The sequence below is a fragment of the Parasphingorhabdus sp. SCSIO 66989 genome, from assembly GCF_032852305.1.
Taxonomy (GTDB): Bacteria; Pseudomonadota; Alphaproteobacteria; order Sphingomonadales; family Sphingomonadaceae; genus Alterisphingorhabdus; species Alterisphingorhabdus coralli.
In genome coordinates this window covers 1,213,724-1,235,204 of sequence record NZ_CP136594.1, presented here as the reverse complement: position 1 = coordinate 1,235,204, position 21,481 = coordinate 1,213,724, and the positions used below count along the sequence as shown (strand labels likewise).

The window sequence follows — 21,481 nt, the reverse complement described above, 5'->3', positions numbered from 1 at the left end:
AGGCTTTTTGGCGCGGCGGTCAAGTGCCTATTCGGTCAGAGGCCGGGTAAAAATCCCGCATCGAGATAATCCTCATCACCCCGCATCTGGGCAAAATAGCCACTGATGGCAGTTAATGCCTGCTGCGACAGAACAATGTAGACGCGTCTCTTGTCCTCATCATCAGGTTTGCGTTCCAGGATTCCGTGGCGTGTCATCAGAGATACCCAGCGCAGCGCCGTTGTCGGCGGTACCGCAGCAGCGATACACAGGCTCGAAACGGATATCGACACCTCCTCAAGATGCGCAGCGTAGAGATCGAGCAAGATATCCCAGGCCGGATCGGCAAATAGAGCGCCGTCAAAGAAACGGTCGCGCATCCGTCTTTGCGCAATCAGCTGGCGCACCTTTCGTGCGCTGACGCTTTTCGGGTCGACCGGATCAAAGGCATCATTGTCTGGGCGAACCGCGGAGCGGCCAGTCATGCCGCGCTGCGCGGGTTTCGGCGGTGCCGAATCGGTTAAGACCTTATTGTCGAGCGCCTGTCCAAAGCGTTCAATTTTCTTCGCAAAGTCAGCTATTTTCTCATTCAACTCGCGTAGATTCTGTGCGGTGTCATCATTGCCCTCACGCAGTCCGGTGCGGCGGGCAAAGCTCGTCAGCGAGACAATTCTCTCTGCCGAGTCCGGGCCAATCAGAATATCGGCCTCAAGCTTTTCCGCGAGCAGAAAAAGATCATCCAGTGTTTCGAGGCTGCATTGGATGATGACGGCTGGACGCGCAGTCACTGGCCGTTGCGCAAGGGCGGCGAGAAACGCCTGACCCGCGACGACCTGTCTATCGCATTGCAGGAATATCAGGTCAGAATCGTCTGCCAGCTCACTCTCTAAGCTTTCAGTCAAAATGGCATGCTTGGCCGTGGTTTCAAAGACCGATTCAATATCCGCGCTAATCGTGTCTACCAATGCCGAATCATCGCCCAAAAGAAGTACCGAGATGGTCGGCGATTTCGGAAAGCCACGCCAAGTACCGCGGGTAGAGGTCATAAGGGATGGCATGCATTACTCCGGTTCAACCTATGGTTGACTGTTTCTTAACACCAGAACAAATGGGGATCAATATAAAGAAGGAAATGTTTAGAGACTCGGGGTTTAAGGTCCGGGCACAGAAGCAATGGGACTTAGCCTGCCCCAGCAATTAGCCTCTGCCGCGATATCCCGGCACATCCTGAGGAGGTAGCCAGATACCCTCTGGCTCTGGCCCCGACTGCCAGAATACATCGATAGGAATACCGCCACGCGGATACCAATAGCCGCCAATGCGCAGCCAATGCGGCTGCATTTCACGTGTCAGCCGCTCGCCTATGCCGACGGTGCAGTCTTCATGAAAGCCCTGATGATTGCGGAAGCTGCCGAGAAACAGCTTGAGCGATTTCGACTCAACGATGGTCTCATCGGGCACATAGTCGATCACCAGATGGGCAAAATCGGGTTGCGCCGTGACCGGGCAGAGCGAGGTAAATTCCGGCGCGGTAAAGCGCACCATATAAGGCCGCTCACGGCGCGGGTTGGGGACATAATCCAGCACCGCCTCATCGGGTGAAGCGGGCAGCGGCGTTTCCTTGCCGAGAAATTGCGGTTTTTGGCTGTCGGTCATGATGCAGAGCCTTTAGCGCGCGGTTCAAAGGCTGTCATCCTTGAACGGAGTATCCTTTGACACAATGGAGCCCTTTTGTCCTTAGTGCGTTAGGCTCTACATGACCGATAAAGTGCTTATCCCGGTGCTCGGCGATCAACTCAGTCATGGCCTTTCCAGCCTGAAAGATGCGGACCTGCAATCCAGCATCATCCTGATGATGGAAGTCAGTGACGAGACTCATTACGTCAAACACCACAAGGCGAAGATCGCTTTCATCCTCTCCGCGATGCGGCATCATGCTGAGGCTTTGCGCGAACGCGGCTGGAACTTGGATTACGTGACGCTCGACGATCCCGATAATCGCGGCAGCTTCTCCGGTGAAGTCACGCGCGCGATTGAGCGCCATAAACCGAATACCATCCGTGTAACCGAACCGGGCGAATGGCGGGTGCGTGAGATGATGGACAACTGGCAGGATCAGTTCGGTCTGCCCGTCACCATCTGCCCCGATGACCGTTTCCTTGCGACGCATCAGGAGTTTGACGACTGGGCCGAGGGTAAGAAGCAATTGCGTATGGAGTTTTTCTATCGCGAGATGCGGCGAAAGACCGGCCTATTGCTCGATGACAATGGCCAGCCCGAGGGCGGCAAGTGGAATTATGACGCGGAGAATCGCAAACCGGCTCCAGGCGGCGATTTGATGATGCCGCAACCGATCCGGTTTCAACCGGATGCCATCACCCGCGAAGTGCTGGATATGGTGGCGACGCGCTTCGCCGATCATCCGGGCAGTCTCGACCATTTCCACTTTGCCGTCACGCAGGAAGAGGCGATGCGGCAACAACGCAATTTCCTCGATCATGCGCTGCCGCAATTTGGCAATTATCAGGATGCGATGCTGACCCACGAGCCATTTCTCTGGCACTCGCTTCTCTCGCCCTATATTAACATCGGCCTGCTTGATCCGGTACAGCTCTGCCATGAGGTTGAGCAGCGCTATCATCAGGGCAAAGTGCCGTTAAATGCGGCTGAAGGCTTCATCCGCCAGATCATCGGCTGGCGCGAATATGTGCGGGGTATCTATTGGCGCGAGGGACCGGATTATGTCACGCGCAACCATCTCAACGCGAGCCGCGACTTGCCGAGCTTCTACTACACTGGCGACACTGATATGCAGTGCCTGTCACAAGCCATCGGCCAGACGCTCGACCACGCCTATGCGCACCACATTCAGCGGCTGATGATCACCGGCAACTTCGCCATGCTGGCAGGCGTTGATCCTGAGCAAGTGCATCGCTGGTATCTGGAGGTTTATGCCGATGCCTATGAGTGGGTCGAACTGCCCAATACGCTGGGTATGAGCCAATATGCCGATGGCGGATTGCTGACGAGCAAACCCTATGCGGCGAGCGGCAATTACATTCACAAAATGTCGGATTACTGCCAGCACTGCCGCTATGATGTAAAAACCAAGACAGGCGAAAAAGCCTGCCCTTTCAATGCGCTCTACTGGGATTTTCTGGCGCGCAATGAAGAGATACTCAAAGGCAATAACCGTCTTGCCATGCCCTATCGCAACTGGGCGCGAAAAGATGATGTGGAGAAACAGACCCTGCGCGATCAGGCGCAGCGGTTTCTGCAAAGGTTGGAATAGGGCCGCCTGTTCACGCCAATTGCATCATAAATGCAACGCCGATCCGGTTCTTTCACTATGATCCATTTCTTGCTCGACGGCCCGGTTTCGACTCATTAGTGATCAAAGGCAGATATTTCATCTCGGCTTAAGAAGCGATGAGTCATGACACATCGCGAAAATATTATGGGGAACATCATGGACTTGCTCGTATCCACCGAATGGCTCGCCGAAGAGCTTGGCGCTACTGATCTGCGTATCGTCGATGCCACAAAATTCCTGCCGGACAGCGGACGCAATGCAGCGGCAGAATATGAAGCGGGCCATATCCCCGGTGCGGTGTTTATGGACCTTGGCGAGTTGGTCGATAGCAATGCTCCGGTTGAAAACACCCTGCCCCGCCCGGAAAAATTTGCCAGCCGCATGCAATCGCTCGGCCTTGGCGATGGCAGCCGCATCGTTCTTTATGATGACAGCCCATTGAAGTCCTCGGCACGTGCCTGGTTTATGCTGACCATGTTCGGCGCGCATGAAGTCGCGATCCTTGATGGCGGAATTGCCAAATGGAAGGCGGAAGGCCGCGCACTGGAGAATGGCAAGCAGCAGCTGCGTCACCGCCATTTCACCGTGTGGCAGGATGACAAGAATCTGCGCGACAAGGCCGCGATGCTCGCCAATCTGCACAGCAAGGACGAGCAGGTTGTCGATGCGCGCCCGCCAGCCCGGTTCAGCGGCGCGGAAGAAGACCCGCGTCCCGGTATTGCCAGCGGCCATATCCCCGGTTCTGTCAATGTGCCGCATATGGCGCTGTTCAACAGCGATGGTACCTGGAAGACCGATGACGCTCTGCGCGCGGCCTTTGCCGATGCCGGTGTTGATCTCGACAAGCCGATTGTCACCACCTGTGGCTCGGGCATGACAGCCTCGGTTCTCGCCTTTGGTGCGACCTTGCTCGGCAAGAATGATGTCGCGCTGTATGACGGCAGCTGGGCCGAATGGGGCGCGGATGCCGATACGCCCAAGGCGACGGGTTGAGACCTGGCCTTAGCGCACATTGAAGAGTTTGTCGGCCCCGCCCTTCGACTGCCTGCAAGGCAGGCGCTCAGGATAAACTCGGCTTAGCCGAGCCGGGGCCAAGGCTTAGTTCACACAAAGCCACAAAGACACAAACACGTTATGCGGAAAAAGTAGTCCTTTGTGACTTAGTGTCTTTGTGCGAGACCTAATAAAGTCCTAGCCCCGCCTTCGCGGGGCTGACGACATAGACAGTATTGAGTTTAGCGGTAGACAATTTGTCCCAAAAAGACCCATCCGACCAAAAACCCGCGACCCGCGCCGTCACCGCCGGGCGGCGCGAGGAGTGGACGGGTCCGGTGGTCAATCCGCCGGTTTGGCGGGCCAGCACCCATCTTTATGATAATGTCGCCGCTCTTCGCGCTGGGCCCAAGGCCAATGAGGATGGCCGCTTCTTCTATGGCCGTCGCGGATCGCCGACCCAATGGTCGCTGGCCGATGCGCTGACCGCCATGGAACCGGGGGCGCACGGTACCATGCTTTATCCGTCGGGTGTCGCCGCCATTGCTGGGTCATTGCTTGCGGACCTCTCACCCGGCGATGTGCTGCTGATGAGCGATAACAGTTATGATCCCAGCCGCGGCATGGCGGACACGCTGTTGAAGCGCTTAGGCGTCCAAACCCGCTATTTCGATCCGCTGATCGGCGCAGGGATCAGCGACCTGATCTGTGACAAGACCCGCGCCATCTGGATGGAAAGCCCGGGCAGCCTGACCTTTGAGGTCAGCGATATTCCCGCCATCTGCGCTGCGGCCAAACAGGTCAACCCGAAAATCGCCACCTTGCTCGACAACACCTGGGCGACATCGCATTTCTTCACCGCGATTGAGAAAGGCGTCGATCTGGTGATGAACGCGGCGACCAAATATATTGTCGGCCATTCCGATGTGATGATGGGCGCGGTGACCGCTAATGAGAGGCATTGGTGGCGACTGCGGCGCACCGCGCAATCGCTCGGCCATATTGTCTCGCCCGATGATGCCTATCTCGCCGCACGCGGCCTGCGCACGCTTGATGTCCGGCTGGAACGGCATCAGCAAAGCGCGCTGACCGTCGCGCATTGGCTGACCGAGCAACCCGAAGTCGCACATGTGCTGCACCCGGCGCTGCCCTCCTGCCCCGGCCATGACATCTGGGCGCGCGACTTTACTGGCAGCAGCGGTCTGTTTTCCTTCGTCCTCAAAGGCGGCAGCGGCGAGGCACGCGATGCACTGGTCGATGCGCTCAGTCTGTTCGGCATCGGCTATAGCTGGGGCGGCTATGAGAGCCTTGCTATTCCCGCCGATCCCGCCCCCAATCGCAGCGCAACGCCCTGGCCGCCAGCCGATTATGACCCGGCTGACAAATATGTCGTGCGCCTGCAGATCGGGCTGGAAGACGCGGACGATCTGATCGCCGACCTTGCCACCGGCCTTGAGGCGTTTAGACTGGCACAATGATCGAACAGGTTTCCAACCGGATCCAATCGGCGATTATCGATTCCCCGGGCGACCTCATCTATGTCCAGGGCGTTATCGCGATGGCGCTCGTGGTGCTGGCTATTACCATTGGCTGGTACGTCGGCCGCTCACTCGGTCCGTTTCTGGCCAGAATGTGGGAAAACCGCGCAGGCTATGAGAGCGAGCTGGCGCAACGGCGCATCCGCAATATGTGCCGTCAGGCGGTTATCTTCATCCTGTGCAGCATATTCCTGTCGGTTTATCGCTGGGAAGTCATCGCGCATGTCATCTTCGCGCTGACCATTGCGATTACGGTAGGACTGTTCTCCAACAACCTGATCCGGGGTGTGCGTATGCCGGGCTGGCTGGGCACCGTTATAGGCCTTTTGATGGCGGCGGGCACGGTTATTGGCCTGGTGAACGAGATTGAAGCGATCTATATCGCGCTGGAAAGCGTCGGCATCAATTTTGGCACGCGACGGATCACTCTGTGGTGGGTCGCCACCATTATCGTCACAGCAGTGATATTCTTCGCCATAGCGCGGGTGGTGATCAAAGTTGCCAGCCATATCATCAACAATATGGGCAATCTCGACAGTTCGCAGAAAGTGCTGGCCCAGAAACTGGCCACAGTCGCGATTCTGGCCATCGCCTTTGTCCTCGGCCTCGACATTTTGGGCATCGACCTGACGGCACTGGCCGTCTTTTCGGGCGCCTTTGGTCTGGCCATCGGCTTCGGCATGCAGAAGACCGTGGGTAATTTGATTGCCGGTATCATCCTGCTGATGGACCGGTCGATCAAGCCGGGCGACATTATCGTTGTCGGCGACAGCTTTGGCTGGGTCAACAAGATCGGTGTACGCGCGGTTTCGGTGCTTACGCGCGATGGCAAAGAACATCTGATTCCAAACGAAAATCTGATGACCACCGAGGTGGAGAACTGGTCCTATTCCGACCCTAATGTGCGGATGAAAATCCCTGTCGGCGTCAGCTATGGCAGCGATATGAAGTTGGTGCAGAAGCTGTTGCTCAAGGCAGTGAATGAGTCACCCCGGGTTCTCAAGAACCCCAAGCCGGTGGCTTGGTTGCTCGAATTTGGCGACAATAGCGTCAATTTTGAGATACGCGCCTGGATCAACGACCCGCATAAAGGCGTCGGTAACGTCCGCGGCGACATCATGATGCGGGTCTGGGATCTGCTTAAGGAAAATGACGTCGAAATCCCATTCCCGCAGCGCGATCTGCACTTACGCTCTATCGATGAAAGCGCGGCCAATATGCTTATGTCTGCGCGAGACGCCGCGATAGAACAGGAAAATGACGCCGAGTAACGCGCCTTAGACCATGATTCCTTTTAGTTGAATCGTCATTGCGAGCGTAGCGAAGCAATCCAGAGCCGCAAACGCCATCACTTGCGGCTCTGGATTGCCGCGTCGCTTCGCTCCTCGCAATGACGTGTTTCTATCTAGCTGGGCAAAACTCTAACGCCCGTTATTGGCGACGATATCCACCTCGGTCAGATCCTTGCCGCGTTTGCGCAGGAAAATCACATAGGCTGCATCATCGGACTGGCGCACGCCGCCTAGCGTATGCTCGCCCTCACGGATGAGATATTCAGCAGAATAACGCGCACGCCGCGCCTTGGTATAATAATAATCGACGACTTCCTTGATGCTGTTGCCCGTGGTGAACGTCACCGCGCGCAAATTGCATGAATCGCCATCAACACCCGCAGCCTCGGTGACATTACCCTTGGGATAGACGGGTAATTCGGGCGGCATGCGCGCCGCCCATTTGGCATCATAGTTGATCTTGGCATTGCACTTGGCCTTGCCTCGCTTTCCGGCTTGAATATCGGCCTTGGCCCCCAGCGTCACGCCAGTGCGATCGCCCTCGCATCCGGGGCATTCTTCGGCACTCACCGTCTTGGGTTCGGGGGCATTCATTATGCCCTTGCTGCCAAATTGCTTCACTGCGGCTTCGCGCGATGCTTTCACGTCAGCAGGCTTGGGGGCAGGCACCGCACCTGTATTTGCACCCTGAGGGTCAAGCGCATTGTTGCGATTGGCCTGCTCAACAAGGTCGGGATCGACCAGCAATTCTTCTTCCAAAGCCCCTGCTATCGCCGGATCGGTGGCCGCATCGATTTCCTCTTCGCTCTCGCTGCCAACGCCGCAAGCAGATAGCAGCAAAGCGGTCGCACCGGCCAGAGTCGCGAGACGCACAAAGGTGCCACCCTGCCTGATCAGCCGCTGCGCGCCTGTGCTGTTTTCACTGAGGTCCATTGCCCTGCTCCGCTCTTGCTGGCTTGTTCATGGTCATTACGCCTAATGCCATGAAAATCTTGCCAACCGATTATGCAAAAGGGACAAATTGGCAAGTCTCAGCCAGAGAATGTGCCATTTTGGGAGCCGAGATCACCGCACCGGATCAGTCGGGAAGTCTTCACCGCCGCCTGTCGATTGACCACCGCTTTACGATATTCCGGGTCGGTGACCATCTCCAGAAACGCGCCGGCATGCGGGTAGCGTGCGACAAACACCGCGTCCCAATATTCGTCAGTCGGGCCGATCAGCACCGTTTCAAAAGCGCCGCGCCAGATAATCTCGCCGCCGACGCGCTGAAAAATCGGGCCGCTGGTCTTGCCATATTCAGCATAGGCTTCCGCACCGGTCAGGCCCTTTTCGGCAAGCGGATGATCATCGGGATAGGCTGCCTTTTCATAGAAGCGCAGCATGTTGATCATATTGATCGGCTTATCACGCGGCAAAGCCTTGAACGCTTCGAACAGCTCCGGGCTTGGATCAACATAGTTCTCATCTGCCATCATCATCCTCCTTTGAATTGCTTGCGGTTTTCCTGCCATTCTTCGCGCGTCTGTTCATAGCTGTCGACGCGAAATTCATGCAATGGCGGCGGCAATTGTGTCGGGCCTTTATTGGTCGATCCGAGCCGTTCGGCGAGCTTGATCGAAGCGATATTCTCCGGATCAATGGTGTGGATCACCTTCTCCCAGCCGAGCAGGTCAAAGGCATAATCCATACACGCCACCGCTGCCTCGCAGGCATAGCCCTTGCCCGCATATTCCGGCGCAATGCCCCAGCCGATTTCCTTGTCAGGCCAGCCTTCGGGCTCCCATGGGCCGATACGACCGATCCAGTCGCCACTCTCACGCAAAACCACGGAAAACATGGAAAATCCACGCAGATGCCATGCACCGGCCAGTGTCGCCCAAGCGCGCCATGCCGCGCCGCGCTGCATCACGCCACCGATAAAGCGTGTCATTTCTTCATCTGAGGAGAAAGCCGCAAAGGCCTCAAAATCCTCTGCTGCAGGCGGGCGCAGGATCAGTCTTTCGGTTACCAATATCGGTCCGTTGATCATTTTCCCTCTCCTGCGTTGGACATATGCCATAGCCAGCGATAAGCGACAGGAACAGCGTTAAACATGATTTTGACCCTTGTATTTTTGTGTATCACTGATATAATACAGTAATGCTAAACATACTCTCTTTCATCATCGGCATCATCGCCCTGATTCTGGCTATTCCGGCCTTTATCCCATTCCTCGGAGCGTTAAACTGGCTGATCGTCCCACTCGCATTGTTCGGCGCCTTGGTGGGCGCGCTATCGCGGCATAATGGCGGTCGGAATTTCTGCCTGATTGTCGCCGGCTTCTGTGTGGTCCGGCTGTTTCTAGGCGGCGGTGTTTTCTAACATCTTCGTCACCCTGAACGTGTTTCAGGGTCTCCATTCACACGGAACTGGCCAAGCGGCATGAGATTCTGAAACAAGTTCAGAATGCCGATTTTCAAATGTCGCGATTATTGCCGTGCAATAGCGAACAGCAGCGCCTAGATGGCGCTTATGGCGCGCGGCGACCTCCCTATTCAGACGGTAGTTGAGACCGAGGACAATCCGGCACGTACCGGGCTGATCCATGCGCTGTGCGCCTATACTATCTGGGGCTTCATGCCGCTGTTTTTCAAACAGTTGGTGGAGATATCCGCGCTGGAAGTGGTGGCGCACCGCATAGTCTGGTCAGTGCCATTGCTGTTGGTGATATTGTGGCAGCGCAAGCGTCTCGGCGAATTCTTCGGCGTGATGCGTGATAGCAAGACGCTGCGGCTGATGCTGATCAGTTCCGCGCTGATCGCGACCAACTGGCTGATCTATATTTGGGCGATTTACCAGAACCAGATTTTGGCGGCGAGCCTTGGCTATTATCTCAACCCGCTGCTCAATGTGGTGCTGGGCTATTTCTTCCTCTCCGAGCGGCTAAAACCAGTGCAATGGCTTGCGGTGGCGATGGCGGCAGCAGGCGTCGCGGTATTGGCGATAGAGACACTGGCGACAATCTGGATCAGCCTGGCCTTGGCAGCAAGTTTTGGCCTGTATGGCATGGTGCGCAAAGTCGCACCGGTCAAATCTGTCCCCGGCCTGACCGCAGAAACCACCCTGCTCTTTCCGATTGCCGCGGCCTTTGCCGGATGGGCCTTTCTCTACGATGCCAGCCCGGGCCTCGGCTATTCGCTGCGTACCGATATCTATCTGATCCTGGGCGGTGCGATTACCGCGACACCGTTGCTGTTCTTCGCTTCGGCGGCAAAGCGATTGTCGCTGGCGACACTGGGCTTCGTCCAATACATCGGTCCAACCATTCAGTTTCTGCTCGGTGTCTTTCTTTATAATGAGCCGCTGACCGTATCGCATATGATCTGCTTCGGTCTGATCTGGGCGGCGCTAGTCCTATATTCCGGTGATGCGCTGGTTTCAGCACGCAAATCGAGTACGGCGAAGGCTTAGCATTATTTCCTCCCCGTTTACGGGGAGGTGGCAGCGCGTAGCGCTGACGGAGGGGGATTACCACTTGCGCTGTGCTAGCGGCACGCCCCCTCCACCGCTTCGCGGTCCCCCTCCCCATTAATGGGGAGGATTAATTACGCCGCAAATTCCCAGTTTATCGTGTCACCGGCATGGAAGGGCACCACCACCGTGCCTGCGGCCGCTAGCCCTTCGACAACCTGATTGGGCTTTCGCGTCAGGGTTATGGTGTCGCTGTTGCGTGGCAGGCGATAAAAATCAGGGCCATGGAAAGAAGCAAAGCCTTCAAATTTGTCGATTGCGTCTTCTTCCTCAAACACCTTCAAATAGCTTTCCAGTGCATGCGGCGCGCTGAAGATACCGGCGCAGCCACAGGCCGACTCCTTGGCTTCCACCTCATGCGGCGCGCTATCGGTACCGAGGAAGAATTTGGGCGAGCCCGAAGTCGCCGCCTTGCGCAAGGCTTGGCGATGATGTTCGCGCTTGGCGATAGGCAGGCAATAGGCATGTGGCCTGATCCCGCCCTCAAACATGGCGTTGCGGTTGATATGCAGATGGTGCGCGGTAATGGTCGCGGCGACATTGGGGCCGGCGCTTTTGACAAATCCCACCGCATTTTCGGTGGTGATATGCTCAAACACGACTCTCAGATGCGGCAGTTCCTCAATCAGCGGCTGCAAGATGCGTTCGATAAACACCTTCTCGCGGTCGAATATGTCGATCTCGGCATCGGTGACCTCACCATGTACCAGCAGCGGCATGCCGATATCTGCCATTCGCGCCAATGCGCCCTTGATATTGGCGACATCGGTGACGCCTGAATCTGAATTGGTGGTGGCTCCGGCGGGATACAACTTGGCTGCGGTGTAAATGCCTGCCTCAAAGCCATGTGCCATATCATCGGGATCGGCATTATCGGTGAGGTAACAGGTCATCAGCGGGGTGAAATCCTGCCCCTCATCAAGCGCCGCCAATATCCGCTCGCGATAGGCGGCTGCCATGGCACTGGTGGTCACCGGCGGGGTCAGATTGGGCATCACAATCGCACGGGTAAATTGGCGCGCGGTATAGCGGGCAACGGCTTGCAACATCTCGCCATCGCGCAGGTGCACATGCCAGTCATCGGGGCGGGTAATCGTCAATGTCTCGGTCATGGCGATATGAATTGACATGCCCCAAGCGAAAGTCAACTTGCATTGACGCTCATAAGAATTACCTATCGATACATGACCGCAACTTATCTCTCTGACCGCGCACTTATCCGCCTTACCGCTCAGGGCGAGGATGATAATGTGGTAGATTTTCTTCAGGGGCTGGTGACACAGGATGTCTCAAAGCTGGGCCCTGATAATCCCTTATGGTCGGGTCTTTTGACCGCACAGGGCAAAGCGCTGTTTGATTTCATCCTTTGGGCTGATGGCGATGATGTGCTGATTGATTGCGAGGTTGAGGCGCGCGATGATCTGATCCGTCGTCTCACCATCTACCGCCTGCGTCGGGACATTACCATCGAACCCGATGATGACCGCAATGTGCATTGGAGCCTGGAGCCGCGAGACGGCGCGGTGGCTGACCCGCGCATGGCCGAATTGGGCTGGCGCTGGCTGGCGCCTGCAGGAGAGAATGTGGACCAGACGGCAGATGCCGCATGGCATGCCCATCGCCTGTCCCTCGGCGTAACCGAGGGCCGCACCGAACTTGGCGATGACAAGACGCTATGGCTCGAATGCAATGCCGAGGAGCTGAACGGCGTCGCCTATGACAAGGGCTGCTTTATCGGCCAGGAAAACACCGCGCGGATGCATTATCGCTCACGCATCAATCGCCGCCTGGCGATCGTGCCGGTCGATACCGCTGATGAGAAACGATTGCGCCATACGCATGAGGATCATGGCCTCGCCGTGGTCCATATCCGCGTCGAAGGCAGCGAAGACTTGCCGCTTCCGGAATGGCAGAAAGAAGCGATTATCGCGCATGAGCAGAAGCCGGAGACCGGCAAAACCTCGGCCTAAGAGCAGCAATCTCTTCGCAGTTGCACAAATGTGCATACCCTGTTGCAAAAATGATAATTGATAAATTTCTTCATTTATCATATTACCGTGCTAATTATATATAACGCATAAGCGCCGTCAGGCCCAATGCCTGTCGGATTTGTTCCTGAAGGGGGCATAGCGCGCGATGCTGATCGTGAGGGGAATGCGCGAACAGCCTAGCGCCAAGGGAGTATAGAAATGCCACGTCCACAGCTAGATGCGGATGAAATCCGCAACAGCATCATGGAAACCGCCGAAGAGCTTATCCGCCAGCGCGGTGCAGTTGACTTCAGCGTATCCGAAATTGCCACAGCCTGCGGCATGTCGCAGTCGAACCTCTATCGCTATTTTGAATCGAAAGAGGCCTTTTATGAGGCGATGGCCGGTCGCTGGTTTGAAGAGCTGAACACGCTGATGGAGGAGACTATCGCCTCCGAGCTGCCCGCCAAAGAGAAGATGTTTGCCTTTTTCGCAAACCGCTTGGCGATCAAACGTGCGCGTTTTGAGGATGATCCCAAGCTGTTCGAAAGCTATATGGAAATCGGCCATCAGCATTTTGAAGTCGTTCGCGGCTATATTGATCTGGCCGATCATTATCTTGCGGTGATCGTCGCCGAAGCAATGGCAGAGGGCCATTTTGAGGACATGGAAATTGACCATACCGTGTCGCTGATCAATCTGATGGTGCAGCCCTTCTGCAACCCCGATATCATGATGAATATGTGGCCGACCTCTACTGACGATAATCTGCGCATCGTTCTGGATACGATTTTCATCGGACTGAAAGGCAAGTCTCCGGTAAAACTGGACGTTGCACCCGATTTGCGGATCGCGTCTTAATCGCCGTCCGCCAAGGCATCCGGGGCAAGCCATTCAAGCCTTAGCCGACCGCGCGTCGCATTACCCTGTCCAGCATAACGCGCGGTCACTCCGGCGTCCTCCAGCCGTTTGACCAAAGCGCGACCGGCCAGGCCATCGCCTGACACAGCCACCGGCGCGTCAATGCGACGGATCGCCCATAGCGCCAGCTGATAGTCTGCCTTATCAGGCAGCAACGGGTCATCTTTCATAAGCTCCAGCTCAGGCAAAGCGGTTGCCGGGGGCTCGATAATCACGGTCCAGTCGGGCTTCATCTCGGCCAGCCGCTGCTCCAGCACATAATAGCTGCCCAAGCCCGCTCCGGGCAATGGCTTGGCCTTAACCATGGCGCGTTTGGCGGTGCGATCAACGACAACATTCTCCGGCGGCACCCCGGCGACCATCGCCATCGAGGTAACAAGGCCGGAAACGCGCCTGTCCTCCTCAATATTTTGCGCCTGCAGGCGGGCCGCTGCCAATTCGGCGGCTTCCACATCGCTATCGGCGACGCCGACACGATATTGGTTGATGATCACCTCAAAAGGCTGGTTGAGCTCATTCACCAACAAGCGCTGCACACGCTCGCTGACATCCGGTTGCAGATCGGGCGTGAGGACCGTCGCATTGATCCGGGTTGGATCGCTCAGAAAATCCAGGTCCAATTGGCTCACCCGTGCCTTGTCCCCAAATTGGTCCGCAACCACAGCATTGGCGCGGCGATAGGCATTGGCTTCCCAGGCAATGCGCTGCAGCGAAATCGCCAAAGGCACCGCCAGCGCCAGAAACACGCCGACCACCAGTATCGACTGCCACAGCGTCTGTTGCGACGATAGCGACGAGCGAAAACCGTAGAGCCGGGCAATAATCGCCGCTGTCAGCGCAATCGTCATCAGGTTGGTGAAAAACAGCAGCAGCGAGCCGCCAAGCACTACGCCATTGGCGGTCGCCGCACCAAAGCCGACCACCGCGAGTGGCGGCATCAAAGCGGTAGCGATGGCAACGCCGACAATCGTGCCTTCACGCCCCTTGATCATGGCATAGGCCCCGGCAAGCGCCGAGAAAAAGGCAACCCCCAGATCAAACAAATTGGGCCGGGTACGCGCCGCGATTTCGTCAGTCACGGTGTCCAGCGGGCTGGCCAAAACGATCAGCGCGCAAAAACCGATCGAGACGAGTATCCCCACCGCAAGCGCCCAGCAACATTCACGCAGCCAGCGCACATCGCCAATCGCCAGCGCAAACCCTGCGCCGATAATCGGGCTCATAAGTGGCGACAACAGCATCGCGCCAATGACCACTGCAGGTGAAGACAGCAACAGGCCGAGAATAGCGATACCCGCCGACATGCAGGTCATAAATACATAGCGCGCGGTCAGGCCGGATTCGCCCTGCACCTTGTTGATCACGCCGATATGATCGACCTCATCAACAACGTCTTTCCACCAGTGCAACAGCCAATGCCAGGCCTCGCGCAGCGCCTCGGGCGATTTGTCCTCGTTCTCGGCTGGTTTGACCGCTGACCGGGTTGGCTCTGACGAAGGGACTTGCAGATCTTGCTCAGCCATGGACCAGCCTCTGGCCGGGCTTCAGCCTGTATTCATCGCAAATTGCGGATCGCTGAGGAACAGAAATGCGCTTCATGCGGCAAGAATAGACCAGCGCCCAAGCGAAGGCCAGTGATTGCCGTAACAAGCATGCACAATATTGTAATTTATGGCTTTCTTGGGGAGGAAACGTAAATGCGTGAAACGTCAGAATCTCTCACTTTCAGCACTGGTATTTATAGCAATAAGAGGCCCATTGCGTTGGCCATAGGCGGAGCATTGATGCTGCTCATGGCGTGTACCGGGCAGGCAGAGCCCGTTGCCTCTGCCTCCAATGATGGCCTGCGCGCTTTTGAGTCGGAAAAGGAGCTGACTGACTTTCTGAAGAAGCAACGGCAAAAGGCGAAGGACCAATGGGGGGAGTATGACGGTGGTGAGCCAGAATTGGCCATGGCTGAAGCTGTGCCCGAACCCGCCACCCCTGCCCCCGAAGAAGACAGCATCACCAATAACCAGACCGCAGGCGTAGACGAAGGCGGTATCGTAAAACGCAAGGGCGATATCATGGTCGTGCTGCGCCGCGGGCGGGTGTTCACCATCTCCACCGCCAATGGCGACATGCGCGCAATTGACCATATCGATGCCTTCCCGCCCGATGCCAATGGCCGCGGTTCCTGGTATGATGAAATGCTGATTTCCGGCAACCGGGTGATTGTGATCGGCTATAGCTATGCCCGGGGCGGCACCGAGATTACCCGCTTTACGCTGAGCGATGAAGGCAAGCTGAGCTATGAAGACGCCTATCATCTGCGCTCCAATGACTATTATTCAGCGGAAAACTACGCCTCACGCCTGATCGGCACCGAGCTGATTTTCTACTCGCCGCTCAATCTCTATTATGGCGAGCAGCCGCTTGATGCCCTGCCCGGCGTGCGCCGCTGGAATGGTGACAATGGCGAGCGCGCCTTTAGCCGCATCGCCGGGCCGAAACAGGTGTTTATCGCCGGGGATCTGTTCGATGACCCCGATGATAATGTCTCCACCCTGCACAGCGTCACCCGCTGTGATGTCGCCAGCGATGATTTTGATTGCGATGCCACCGCAGTTATCGCCGGATGGTCGCGCGAATTCTATGTCTCAGGCGATGCGGTCTATCTCTGGATGGTGGACAATAGCCGCCGCGAACAAAAGAGCGGCGACAAGGCCAAAACCAACGCCCATCTCTATCGCCTGCCGCTTGATGGCTCGCGGCCACAGGCGATCCGGGCGATGGGAATGCCGATCAACCAGTTCTCTTTCCTTGAAGAGCCGGACAAGCAGCGCATCAATGTGCTGGTTACCGGCGAGAGCACCGATCCCGCAATCGAAATTTCGCGCGGATCGGGCGGTATTGTCAGCCTGATCCAGCTACCGCTGGATGCGCTGGGCGATGGCTCGGACAGCATCGCCGCCGATCATTACCGCGCGTTGAGCGATGCCGAAGGGTCTTATTGGGAGATGGAAAACCGCTTTGTCGGCAACCATATCGTCTATGGCCATGGCCGCCAGCGCGGCTATGGCAGTGAGACCAAGCCCACCGCCTATGCCGCGTCATTAAGCGGCGGCGATGCGGTGCCTATCCCGGTGAAACATGGTGTCGAGCGGATTGAGAAGCTGGGCAGCGACGCGGTGATTATCGGCAGCGGTGAAGAGAATACCCTGGGGTTCAGCGCGGTTACGCTGCACGGGGAAATGCCGCGTATCACCAACGTCTTCACCATGCCTGCCGCCGGACAGGGCGAGTCACGCAGCCATGCCTATTTCTTCCGCCCAGACAGAGGATCGCGCGATGGCGCTTCGGGGACTTTGGGCCTGCCAATTGCGCGTCAGGTCGAACGCCGCTTCCAGCAGCAACTCGGGTCATCGGCGGCCATGCTGTTCCTGCGCCGGGACAACCGCCAATTCTCGCTAGCGGGCGAGCTCAATGCAGACCCCGGTAAATGGGTCGATGATGGCTGTCAGGCAAGCTGTGTCGACTGGTATGGCAATGCCCGCCCGATCTTCATGGGCGACCGCATTTTCGCACTGATGGGCTATGAGCTGGTCGAGGGTGAACTCAAAGGTGGCCGGATACGCGAGACCGGACGGCTAAACTACACGCCGCAGCGCTATGGCCGCAAGGAGCGAACCTTGGACGGGCCGGAGGTTAGCCCTTATCCGGTTGATTAGGTGTTTGTCCGTTCTGATTTTCAGGAAAATTCAACAGCTTGTGAAATAATAGTTCCCTATCGTCGGCCCCGCGCAGGCGGGGCCAAGGCTTTGTTTCACACTAAGCCACTAAGGCACAAGGAGACGACCAGTTTCGCTATCTTGGTATCTTTATGACTTTGTGTCTTTGTGTGAGTCATTTAACAGACTTCGCCCCGGATCGGTAACGCCGAGTTTATCATGAGCGCCTGCCTTGCAGGCAGTCGAAGGGTGTTGCCGACGAGTTTAAAAGCGAAAACTCTCAGCCTAATCGCGACGCGAATACACCCACGCCGCCCATAGCCACCCAATGATAATCAGCGTGCCGCCAATCGGCGTGATCGCGCCGAGCCATGTCGGCGCGCCGAGGGCCATGGCGTATAGCGTCAGCGAGAAAATCGCGGCGCCGACAAGCAACATAATCGCCGGACCACGCGCCACGCCCATGAGCACCAGCGCAGCGACCGCGTGGATCAGTTGATAGAAACCGCCGGTACGCAGCCATTCCGCTTCCTGCTCACCCGCCGCGCCGTGTGCGCCAAAGGCACCGGCGGCGACGGCGAGCGCTGCGGATAAAGCTGCGACTAGGCCGATCATTACCCCGCCAGCTTACGCAGCACGTAATGCAGGATGCCGCCATTGCGGAAATATTCCATCTCATTGGCGGTATCGATGCGGCACAGCGTCTCGAAAGTCTCGGTGCTGCCATCGGCGCGGGTCATTTCGACGGTGACCGTCTGACGCGGTTCCAGATCAGCAACGCCTGTGATGGTGAAGCTCTCTGTACCATTGAGGTTAAGCGTATTGCGGTTCACGCCTTCGGCAAATTGCAGCGGCAGAACGCCCATGCCGACCAGATTGGAGCGGTGGATACGCTCATAGCTCTCCACGATCACCGCTTTAACGCCAAGCAGATTGGTGCCCTTGGCCGCCCAGTCGCGTGAGGAGCCGGTGCCGTACTGCTCACCACCGATAACCACCAGCGGCGTGCCATTGTCCTTATGGCGCATTGCGGCGTCATAGATCGGCATGATCTCGCCATCATATTTGGTGTAGCCGCCTTCCTTGCCGTCAGCCATCTGGTTCTTGATGCGGATATTGGCGAAAGTGCCGCGCATCATCACTTCATGATTGCCGCGGCGTGAGCCGTAGGAGTTGAAGTCCTGACGCGCGACCTGGTGGCTGGAGAGATATTCGCCGGCCGGGCTATCCGCCTTGATCGCGCCTGCGGGCGAGATATGGTCGGTGGTGATGCTGTCGCCGAGCAGCGCCAGCACCTTGGCGTCGTTAATATCGCTCACCGGTGCCGGGGTCATTTCCATGCCCTCAAAATAAGGCGGGTTGGCGACATAGGTGGAACCGGCGCGCCACTGATAGGTGTCGGAGCCGGTGACGTCGATCGCGCGCCATGCGTCATCGCCATCATAGACATTGGCGTAGCGCGCCTCAAACATTTCGCGGCTGACCGCGCCCTGCATTGCGAGGGTGATTTCGTCATTTGACGGCCAGATGTCCTTCAGGAACACTGGTTCACCATCGGTTCCGGTGCCCAGCGGAGTTTCATACATGTCCTCACGCACCGTGCCTTTGAGCGCATAGGCAACCACCAGCGGCGGCGATGCGAGATAGTTGGCGCGCACGTCTTGGGACACACGGCCTTCAAAGTTACGATTGCCCGACAGCACCGAAGCGGCGACCAGATCATTGTCGTTAATCGCTTTGGAAATCGGGGCGGGCAGCGGGCCGGAATTGCCGATACAGGTAGTGCAGCCATAGCCGACAAGATTGAAGCCGAGATAATCGAGATCATCCGACAGGCCGGCCTTATCAAGATAATCGGTCACAACCTGCGAGCCGGGTGCCAGCGAAGATTTGACCCAAGGCTTGCGCTGCAGACCCTTTTCACGCGCCTTGCGCGCCACCAGACCGGCGGCGATCAGCACATTGGGGTTGGAGGTGTTGGTGCAGCTGGTAATTGCGGCGATGGTGACATCACCATGTCCGAGATCAAAGTCCTCGCCCTCAACCGCGACGCGCTTGTCGGGATCGGAGGAATCGAACACTTCGGTAATGTCATTGTTAAAGCCTTCGTCGAGATCCTTCATCGAAACGCGCTGCTGCGGCAGTTTCGGGCCGGAAAGCGACGGCACAACGCTGGCCATATCGAGCTCGAGTGTGGCGGTATAGATCGCCTCGGGCGCATCGTCGAAGCGCCAGAAACCCTGCTCCTTGGCATAGGCTTCGGTGATGGCGATCTCGTCTTCGCCACGGCCGGTGAGGCGCAGATAGTCGAGCGTCTTGTCATCAATCGGGAAGAAGCCGCAAGTGGCGCCATATTCAGGTGCCATATTGGCGATGGTGGCACGATCGGCGAGCGACAGTGCCGCAACGCCGGGGCCGTAAAACTCGACAAAACGACCGACAACGCCGACTTCGCGCAGCATCTGCACACAGGTCAGCACCAAGTCGGTGGCGGTAATGCCTTCGGCCAGCTCACCAGTCAGTTTGAAGCCGACCACTTCAGGGATCAGCATCGAAACCGGCTGACCCAGCATCGCGGCTTCCGCCTCAATACCGCCCACGCCCCAGCCGAGAACGCCGAGGCCGTTGATCATGGTGGTGTGGCTATCGGTGCCGACACAGGTATCAGGATAAGCAACTTCCGCACCGTCGCCATCCTTGCTTGACCATACGCCGCGCGCAATATGCTCCAGATTCACCTGGTGGCAGATACCGGTGCCCGGAGGAACAACCGCGAAATTGTCAAACGCCTTGGAACCCCATTTGAGGAATTCATAGCGCTCCATATTGCGCTGATATTCGAGCGCGACATTGTTCTCAAATGCCTGCGGCGTGCCGAATTCATCGACCATCACCGAGTGATCAATCACCAGATGCACCGGAACCTGCGGGTTGATCTTCTGCGGATCGCCACCCAGCGCCTTGATGCCATCACGCATCGCGGCAAGGTCCACAACAGCCGGAACGCCGGTAAAGTCCTGCATCAGAACGCGGGCCGGACGATACTGAATCTCGGCAGTGGATTTGGCGTGTTTCTGCCAGTCGACGACTGCCTGCGCATCCTCGGCCATGACCGTTACGCCATCTTCAAAGCGCAGCATATTCTCCAGCAGCACTTTCAGCGTCATCGGCAATCGGGAAACATCCCCCAGCTTTTCCGCCGCCGCAGCCAGCGAATAATAGGCAATTTCCTTGCCAGCGACGGACATCGTCTTGCGGGTGCCAAGGGTATCATTTCCAACTGCGGTCATAGGGGTTTCTCCATCTGAAGGGCCGCTCGCAAGGGGATGCTAAGCAAGGCGCATAGCGATAACGAAAGGCCGGAATCGTGAAATCTTGCGCGCGCTTTAGCCCAAGGGTCTGGGTGAGGCAATGGCAAGCCGCCTTGGCATGATACAAAAGCTGCAGATTGCATGCGCCATTTTACAATCCGGTTTACCTTTGGTTAACTATAGTGCAGCTAAATCTGCTATGAAAGTGGCCGATCCGGCCTGCATTAAAGGGATAGAAACATGTCAGCCATCCACAATAGCCGCCTGTACTCGCGGCTCGCAAATGGGTTTTTCTATGCGCTGGCTTTCAGCGCGGCCAGTTTTGGCGGCAGCCTTGTTGGCACCAGCGAAGCAAAGGCGCAAAGCGCGAACAGCAATGTCAGCACCACCAGCGAAATCAAGGTAGAGCGTGTCGAGACCGACGCCAACGGCCAACAAAAAACGGTATTGAGCGATCCCAATTCGGCTCCGGTTGTACCGGGTGATCGCGTGGTTATTGTCAACAGCTACCAGAACACCGGAAGCCAGGCCGCGTCCAATTTTGTCACCACCAACCCGATCCACCCTGCCCTCGCCTTTGTCTCTGTCGACGAAGACTGGGCCGAAGTATCGGTCGATGATGGCAAGACCTGGGGCAAGCTGAATGAGCTGACCGTCGCCGCAGACCGCAGCGATGAAGATGCCGCCGCGACCACTACGGTAACCCGCTCGGCAGCGCCCGCCGATGTCACCCATATTCGCTGGACGTTCCCCAAACCGATCGCACCGGGCGAAAAAGGCAAGCTGACCTTCCGCGCCGTGGTGCGTTAAGGGATCGTTGCTAGAGTCCAGTTCATCCTGATTGAGTCGTCATTGCGAGGAGCGCAGCGACGAAGCAATCCAGGGCCGTGCTTAGTGGCTCTGGATTGCCGCGCTCCCTTCGGTCGCTCGCAATGACGCAA

General features: G+C 57.2%; 19 protein-coding genes. 10 read left to right on the top strand and 9 right to left on the bottom strand.

What is annotated here, in order from left to right:
* Positions 1–35: 35 nt before the first annotated feature.
* Together RB602_RS05735 and queF are read right to left on the bottom strand one after the other, a co-directional pair.
* The gene (locus tag RB602_RS05735; RefSeq protein WP_317083759.1) at positions 36–1,025 is read right to left on the bottom strand and encodes a hypothetical protein; all 990 of its coding nucleotides are present in this window, start codon (positions 1,023–1,025) and stop codon (positions 36–38) included.
* A gap of 151 nt (positions 1,026–1,176) precedes the next feature.
* Positions 1,177–1,635 (bottom strand): preQ(1) synthase, encoded by a 459-nt coding sequence (queF, locus tag RB602_RS05730; protein WP_317083757.1) that lies wholly within the window; start codon positions 1,633–1,635, stop codon positions 1,177–1,179.
* 100 nt (positions 1,636–1,735) lie between these two features.
* Between queF and RB602_RS05725 the strand changes: the two genes are divergently transcribed.
* The 4 genes from RB602_RS05725 (at position 1,736) to RB602_RS05710 (ending at position 7,094) form a co-directional block, all read left to right on the top strand.
* Entirely contained in the window at positions 1,736–3,271 is a 1,536-nt protein-coding gene (locus RB602_RS05725) for a cryptochrome/photolyase family protein (RefSeq protein WP_317083755.1), read from the top strand.
* Positions 3,272–3,448: 177 nt separating this feature from the next.
* The gene (sseA, locus tag RB602_RS05720; RefSeq protein ID WP_317083753.1) at positions 3,449–4,285 is read left to right on the top strand and encodes a 3-mercaptopyruvate sulfurtransferase; all 837 of its coding nucleotides are present in this window, start codon (positions 3,449–3,451) and stop codon (positions 4,283–4,285) included.
* A gap of 257 nt (positions 4,286–4,542) precedes the next feature.
* Positions 4,543–5,763 carry a cystathionine beta-lyase gene (metC, locus tag RB602_RS05715; protein ID WP_317083751.1) on the top strand — a complete coding sequence of 407 codons (1,221 nt, stop codon included), beginning with the start codon at positions 4,543–4,545 and terminating at the stop codon, positions 5,761–5,763.
* The gene (locus RB602_RS05710; RefSeq protein ID WP_317083749.1) at positions 5,760–7,094 is read left to right on the top strand and encodes a mechanosensitive ion channel family protein; all 1,335 of its coding nucleotides are present in this window, start codon (positions 5,760–5,762) and stop codon (positions 7,092–7,094) included. The genes metC and RB602_RS05710 overlap by 4 nt, the downstream gene beginning before the upstream one ends.
* A 150-nt stretch (positions 7,095–7,244) precedes the next feature.
* On the opposite strand, the gene RB602_RS05705 is transcribed toward RB602_RS05710, so the two are convergent.
* The 3 genes from RB602_RS05705 to RB602_RS05695 all read right to left on the bottom strand — a co-directional run bounded on the left by RB602_RS05705 (position 7,245) and on the right by RB602_RS05695 (position 9,147).
* A complete protein-coding gene (locus RB602_RS05705) occupies positions 7,245–8,048 on the bottom strand; it encodes a hypothetical protein (protein ID WP_317083747.1) in 804 nt (267 codons plus the stop codon).
* Between the two features lie 98 nt (positions 8,049–8,146).
* Positions 8,147–8,596, bottom strand: a complete 450-nt coding sequence (locus tag RB602_RS05700; RefSeq protein ID WP_317083746.1) for a DUF1330 domain-containing protein — start codon at positions 8,594–8,596, stop codon at positions 8,147–8,149.
* Complete coding sequence (locus tag RB602_RS05695) at positions 8,593–9,147, bottom strand: GNAT family N-acetyltransferase (RefSeq protein WP_317083744.1); 555 nt, start codon at positions 9,145–9,147, stop codon at positions 8,593–8,595. The genes RB602_RS05700 and RB602_RS05695 overlap by 4 nt, the downstream gene beginning before the upstream one ends.
* Positions 9,148–9,257: 110 nt before the next feature.
* Between RB602_RS05695 and RB602_RS05690 the strand changes: the two genes are divergently transcribed.
* Together RB602_RS05690 and rarD are read left to right on the top strand one after the other, a co-directional pair.
* Positions 9,258–9,479 (top strand): hypothetical protein, encoded by a 222-nt coding sequence (locus tag RB602_RS05690; RefSeq protein WP_317083742.1) that lies wholly within the window; start codon positions 9,258–9,260, stop codon positions 9,477–9,479.
* A gap of 141 nt (positions 9,480–9,620) precedes the next feature.
* Complete coding sequence (rarD, locus tag RB602_RS05685) at positions 9,621–10,568, top strand: EamA family transporter RarD (protein WP_317083740.1); 948 nt, start codon at positions 9,621–9,623, stop codon at positions 10,566–10,568.
* Between the two features lie 134 nt (positions 10,569–10,702).
* Here rarD and pyrC read toward each other — a convergent pair whose 3' ends face one another.
* Positions 10,703–11,740 carry a dihydroorotase gene (gene pyrC, locus RB602_RS05680; protein ID WP_317083739.1) on the bottom strand — a complete coding sequence of 346 codons (1,038 nt, stop codon included), beginning with the start codon at positions 11,738–11,740 and terminating at the stop codon, positions 10,703–10,705.
* A gap of 72 nt (positions 11,741–11,812) precedes the next feature.
* On the opposite strand from pyrC, the gene ygfZ reads away from it, so the two are divergent.
* Both ygfZ and RB602_RS05670 read left to right on the top strand, forming a co-directional pair.
* Positions 11,813–12,598, top strand: coding sequence for a CAF17-like 4Fe-4S cluster assembly/insertion protein YgfZ (ygfZ, locus tag RB602_RS05675; RefSeq protein WP_317083737.1), 786 nt, complete (start codon positions 11,813–11,815; stop codon positions 12,596–12,598).
* A 219-nt stretch (positions 12,599–12,817) separates the two neighbouring features.
* Positions 12,818–13,459 (top strand): TetR/AcrR family transcriptional regulator, encoded by a 642-nt coding sequence (locus RB602_RS05670; RefSeq protein WP_317083735.1) that lies wholly within the window; start codon positions 12,818–12,820, stop codon positions 13,457–13,459.
* Here the strand turns inward: RB602_RS05670 and RB602_RS05665 are convergent.
* Positions 13,456–15,042, bottom strand: coding sequence for a DUF389 domain-containing protein (locus tag RB602_RS05665; protein WP_317083733.1), 1,587 nt, complete (start codon positions 15,040–15,042; stop codon positions 13,456–13,458). The two genes, RB602_RS05670 and RB602_RS05665, sit on opposite strands and share 4 nt — an antisense overlap.
* A gap of 261 nt (positions 15,043–15,303) precedes the next feature.
* Between RB602_RS05665 and RB602_RS05660 the strand changes: the two genes are divergently transcribed.
* On the top strand, positions 15,304–17,229 hold the full coding sequence (locus RB602_RS05660) for a beta-propeller domain-containing protein (protein ID WP_317083731.1): 1,926 nt from the start codon (positions 15,304–15,306) through the stop codon (positions 17,227–17,229).
* 285 nt (positions 17,230–17,514) lie between these two features.
* Here the strand turns inward: RB602_RS05660 and RB602_RS05655 are convergent, their stop codons facing one another.
* Together RB602_RS05655 and acnA are read right to left on the bottom strand one after the other, a co-directional pair.
* Positions 17,515–17,844: a DUF423 domain-containing protein gene (locus RB602_RS05655; protein ID WP_317083730.1), complete on the bottom strand. Its 330-nt coding sequence runs from the start codon at positions 17,842–17,844 to the stop codon at positions 17,515–17,517.
* Positions 17,844–20,519, bottom strand: a complete 2,676-nt coding sequence (gene acnA / locus RB602_RS05650; RefSeq protein ID WP_317083728.1) for an aconitate hydratase AcnA — start codon at positions 20,517–20,519, stop codon at positions 17,844–17,846. The genes RB602_RS05655 and acnA overlap by 1 nt, the downstream gene beginning before the upstream one ends.
* A 261-nt stretch (positions 20,520–20,780) precedes the next feature.
* Between acnA and RB602_RS05645 the strand changes: the two genes are divergently transcribed.
* The gene (locus RB602_RS05645) at positions 20,781–21,350 is read left to right on the top strand and encodes a hypothetical protein (protein ID WP_317083726.1); all 570 of its coding nucleotides are present in this window, start codon (positions 20,781–20,783) and stop codon (positions 21,348–21,350) included.
* Positions 21,351–21,481 lie beyond the last annotated feature (131 nt).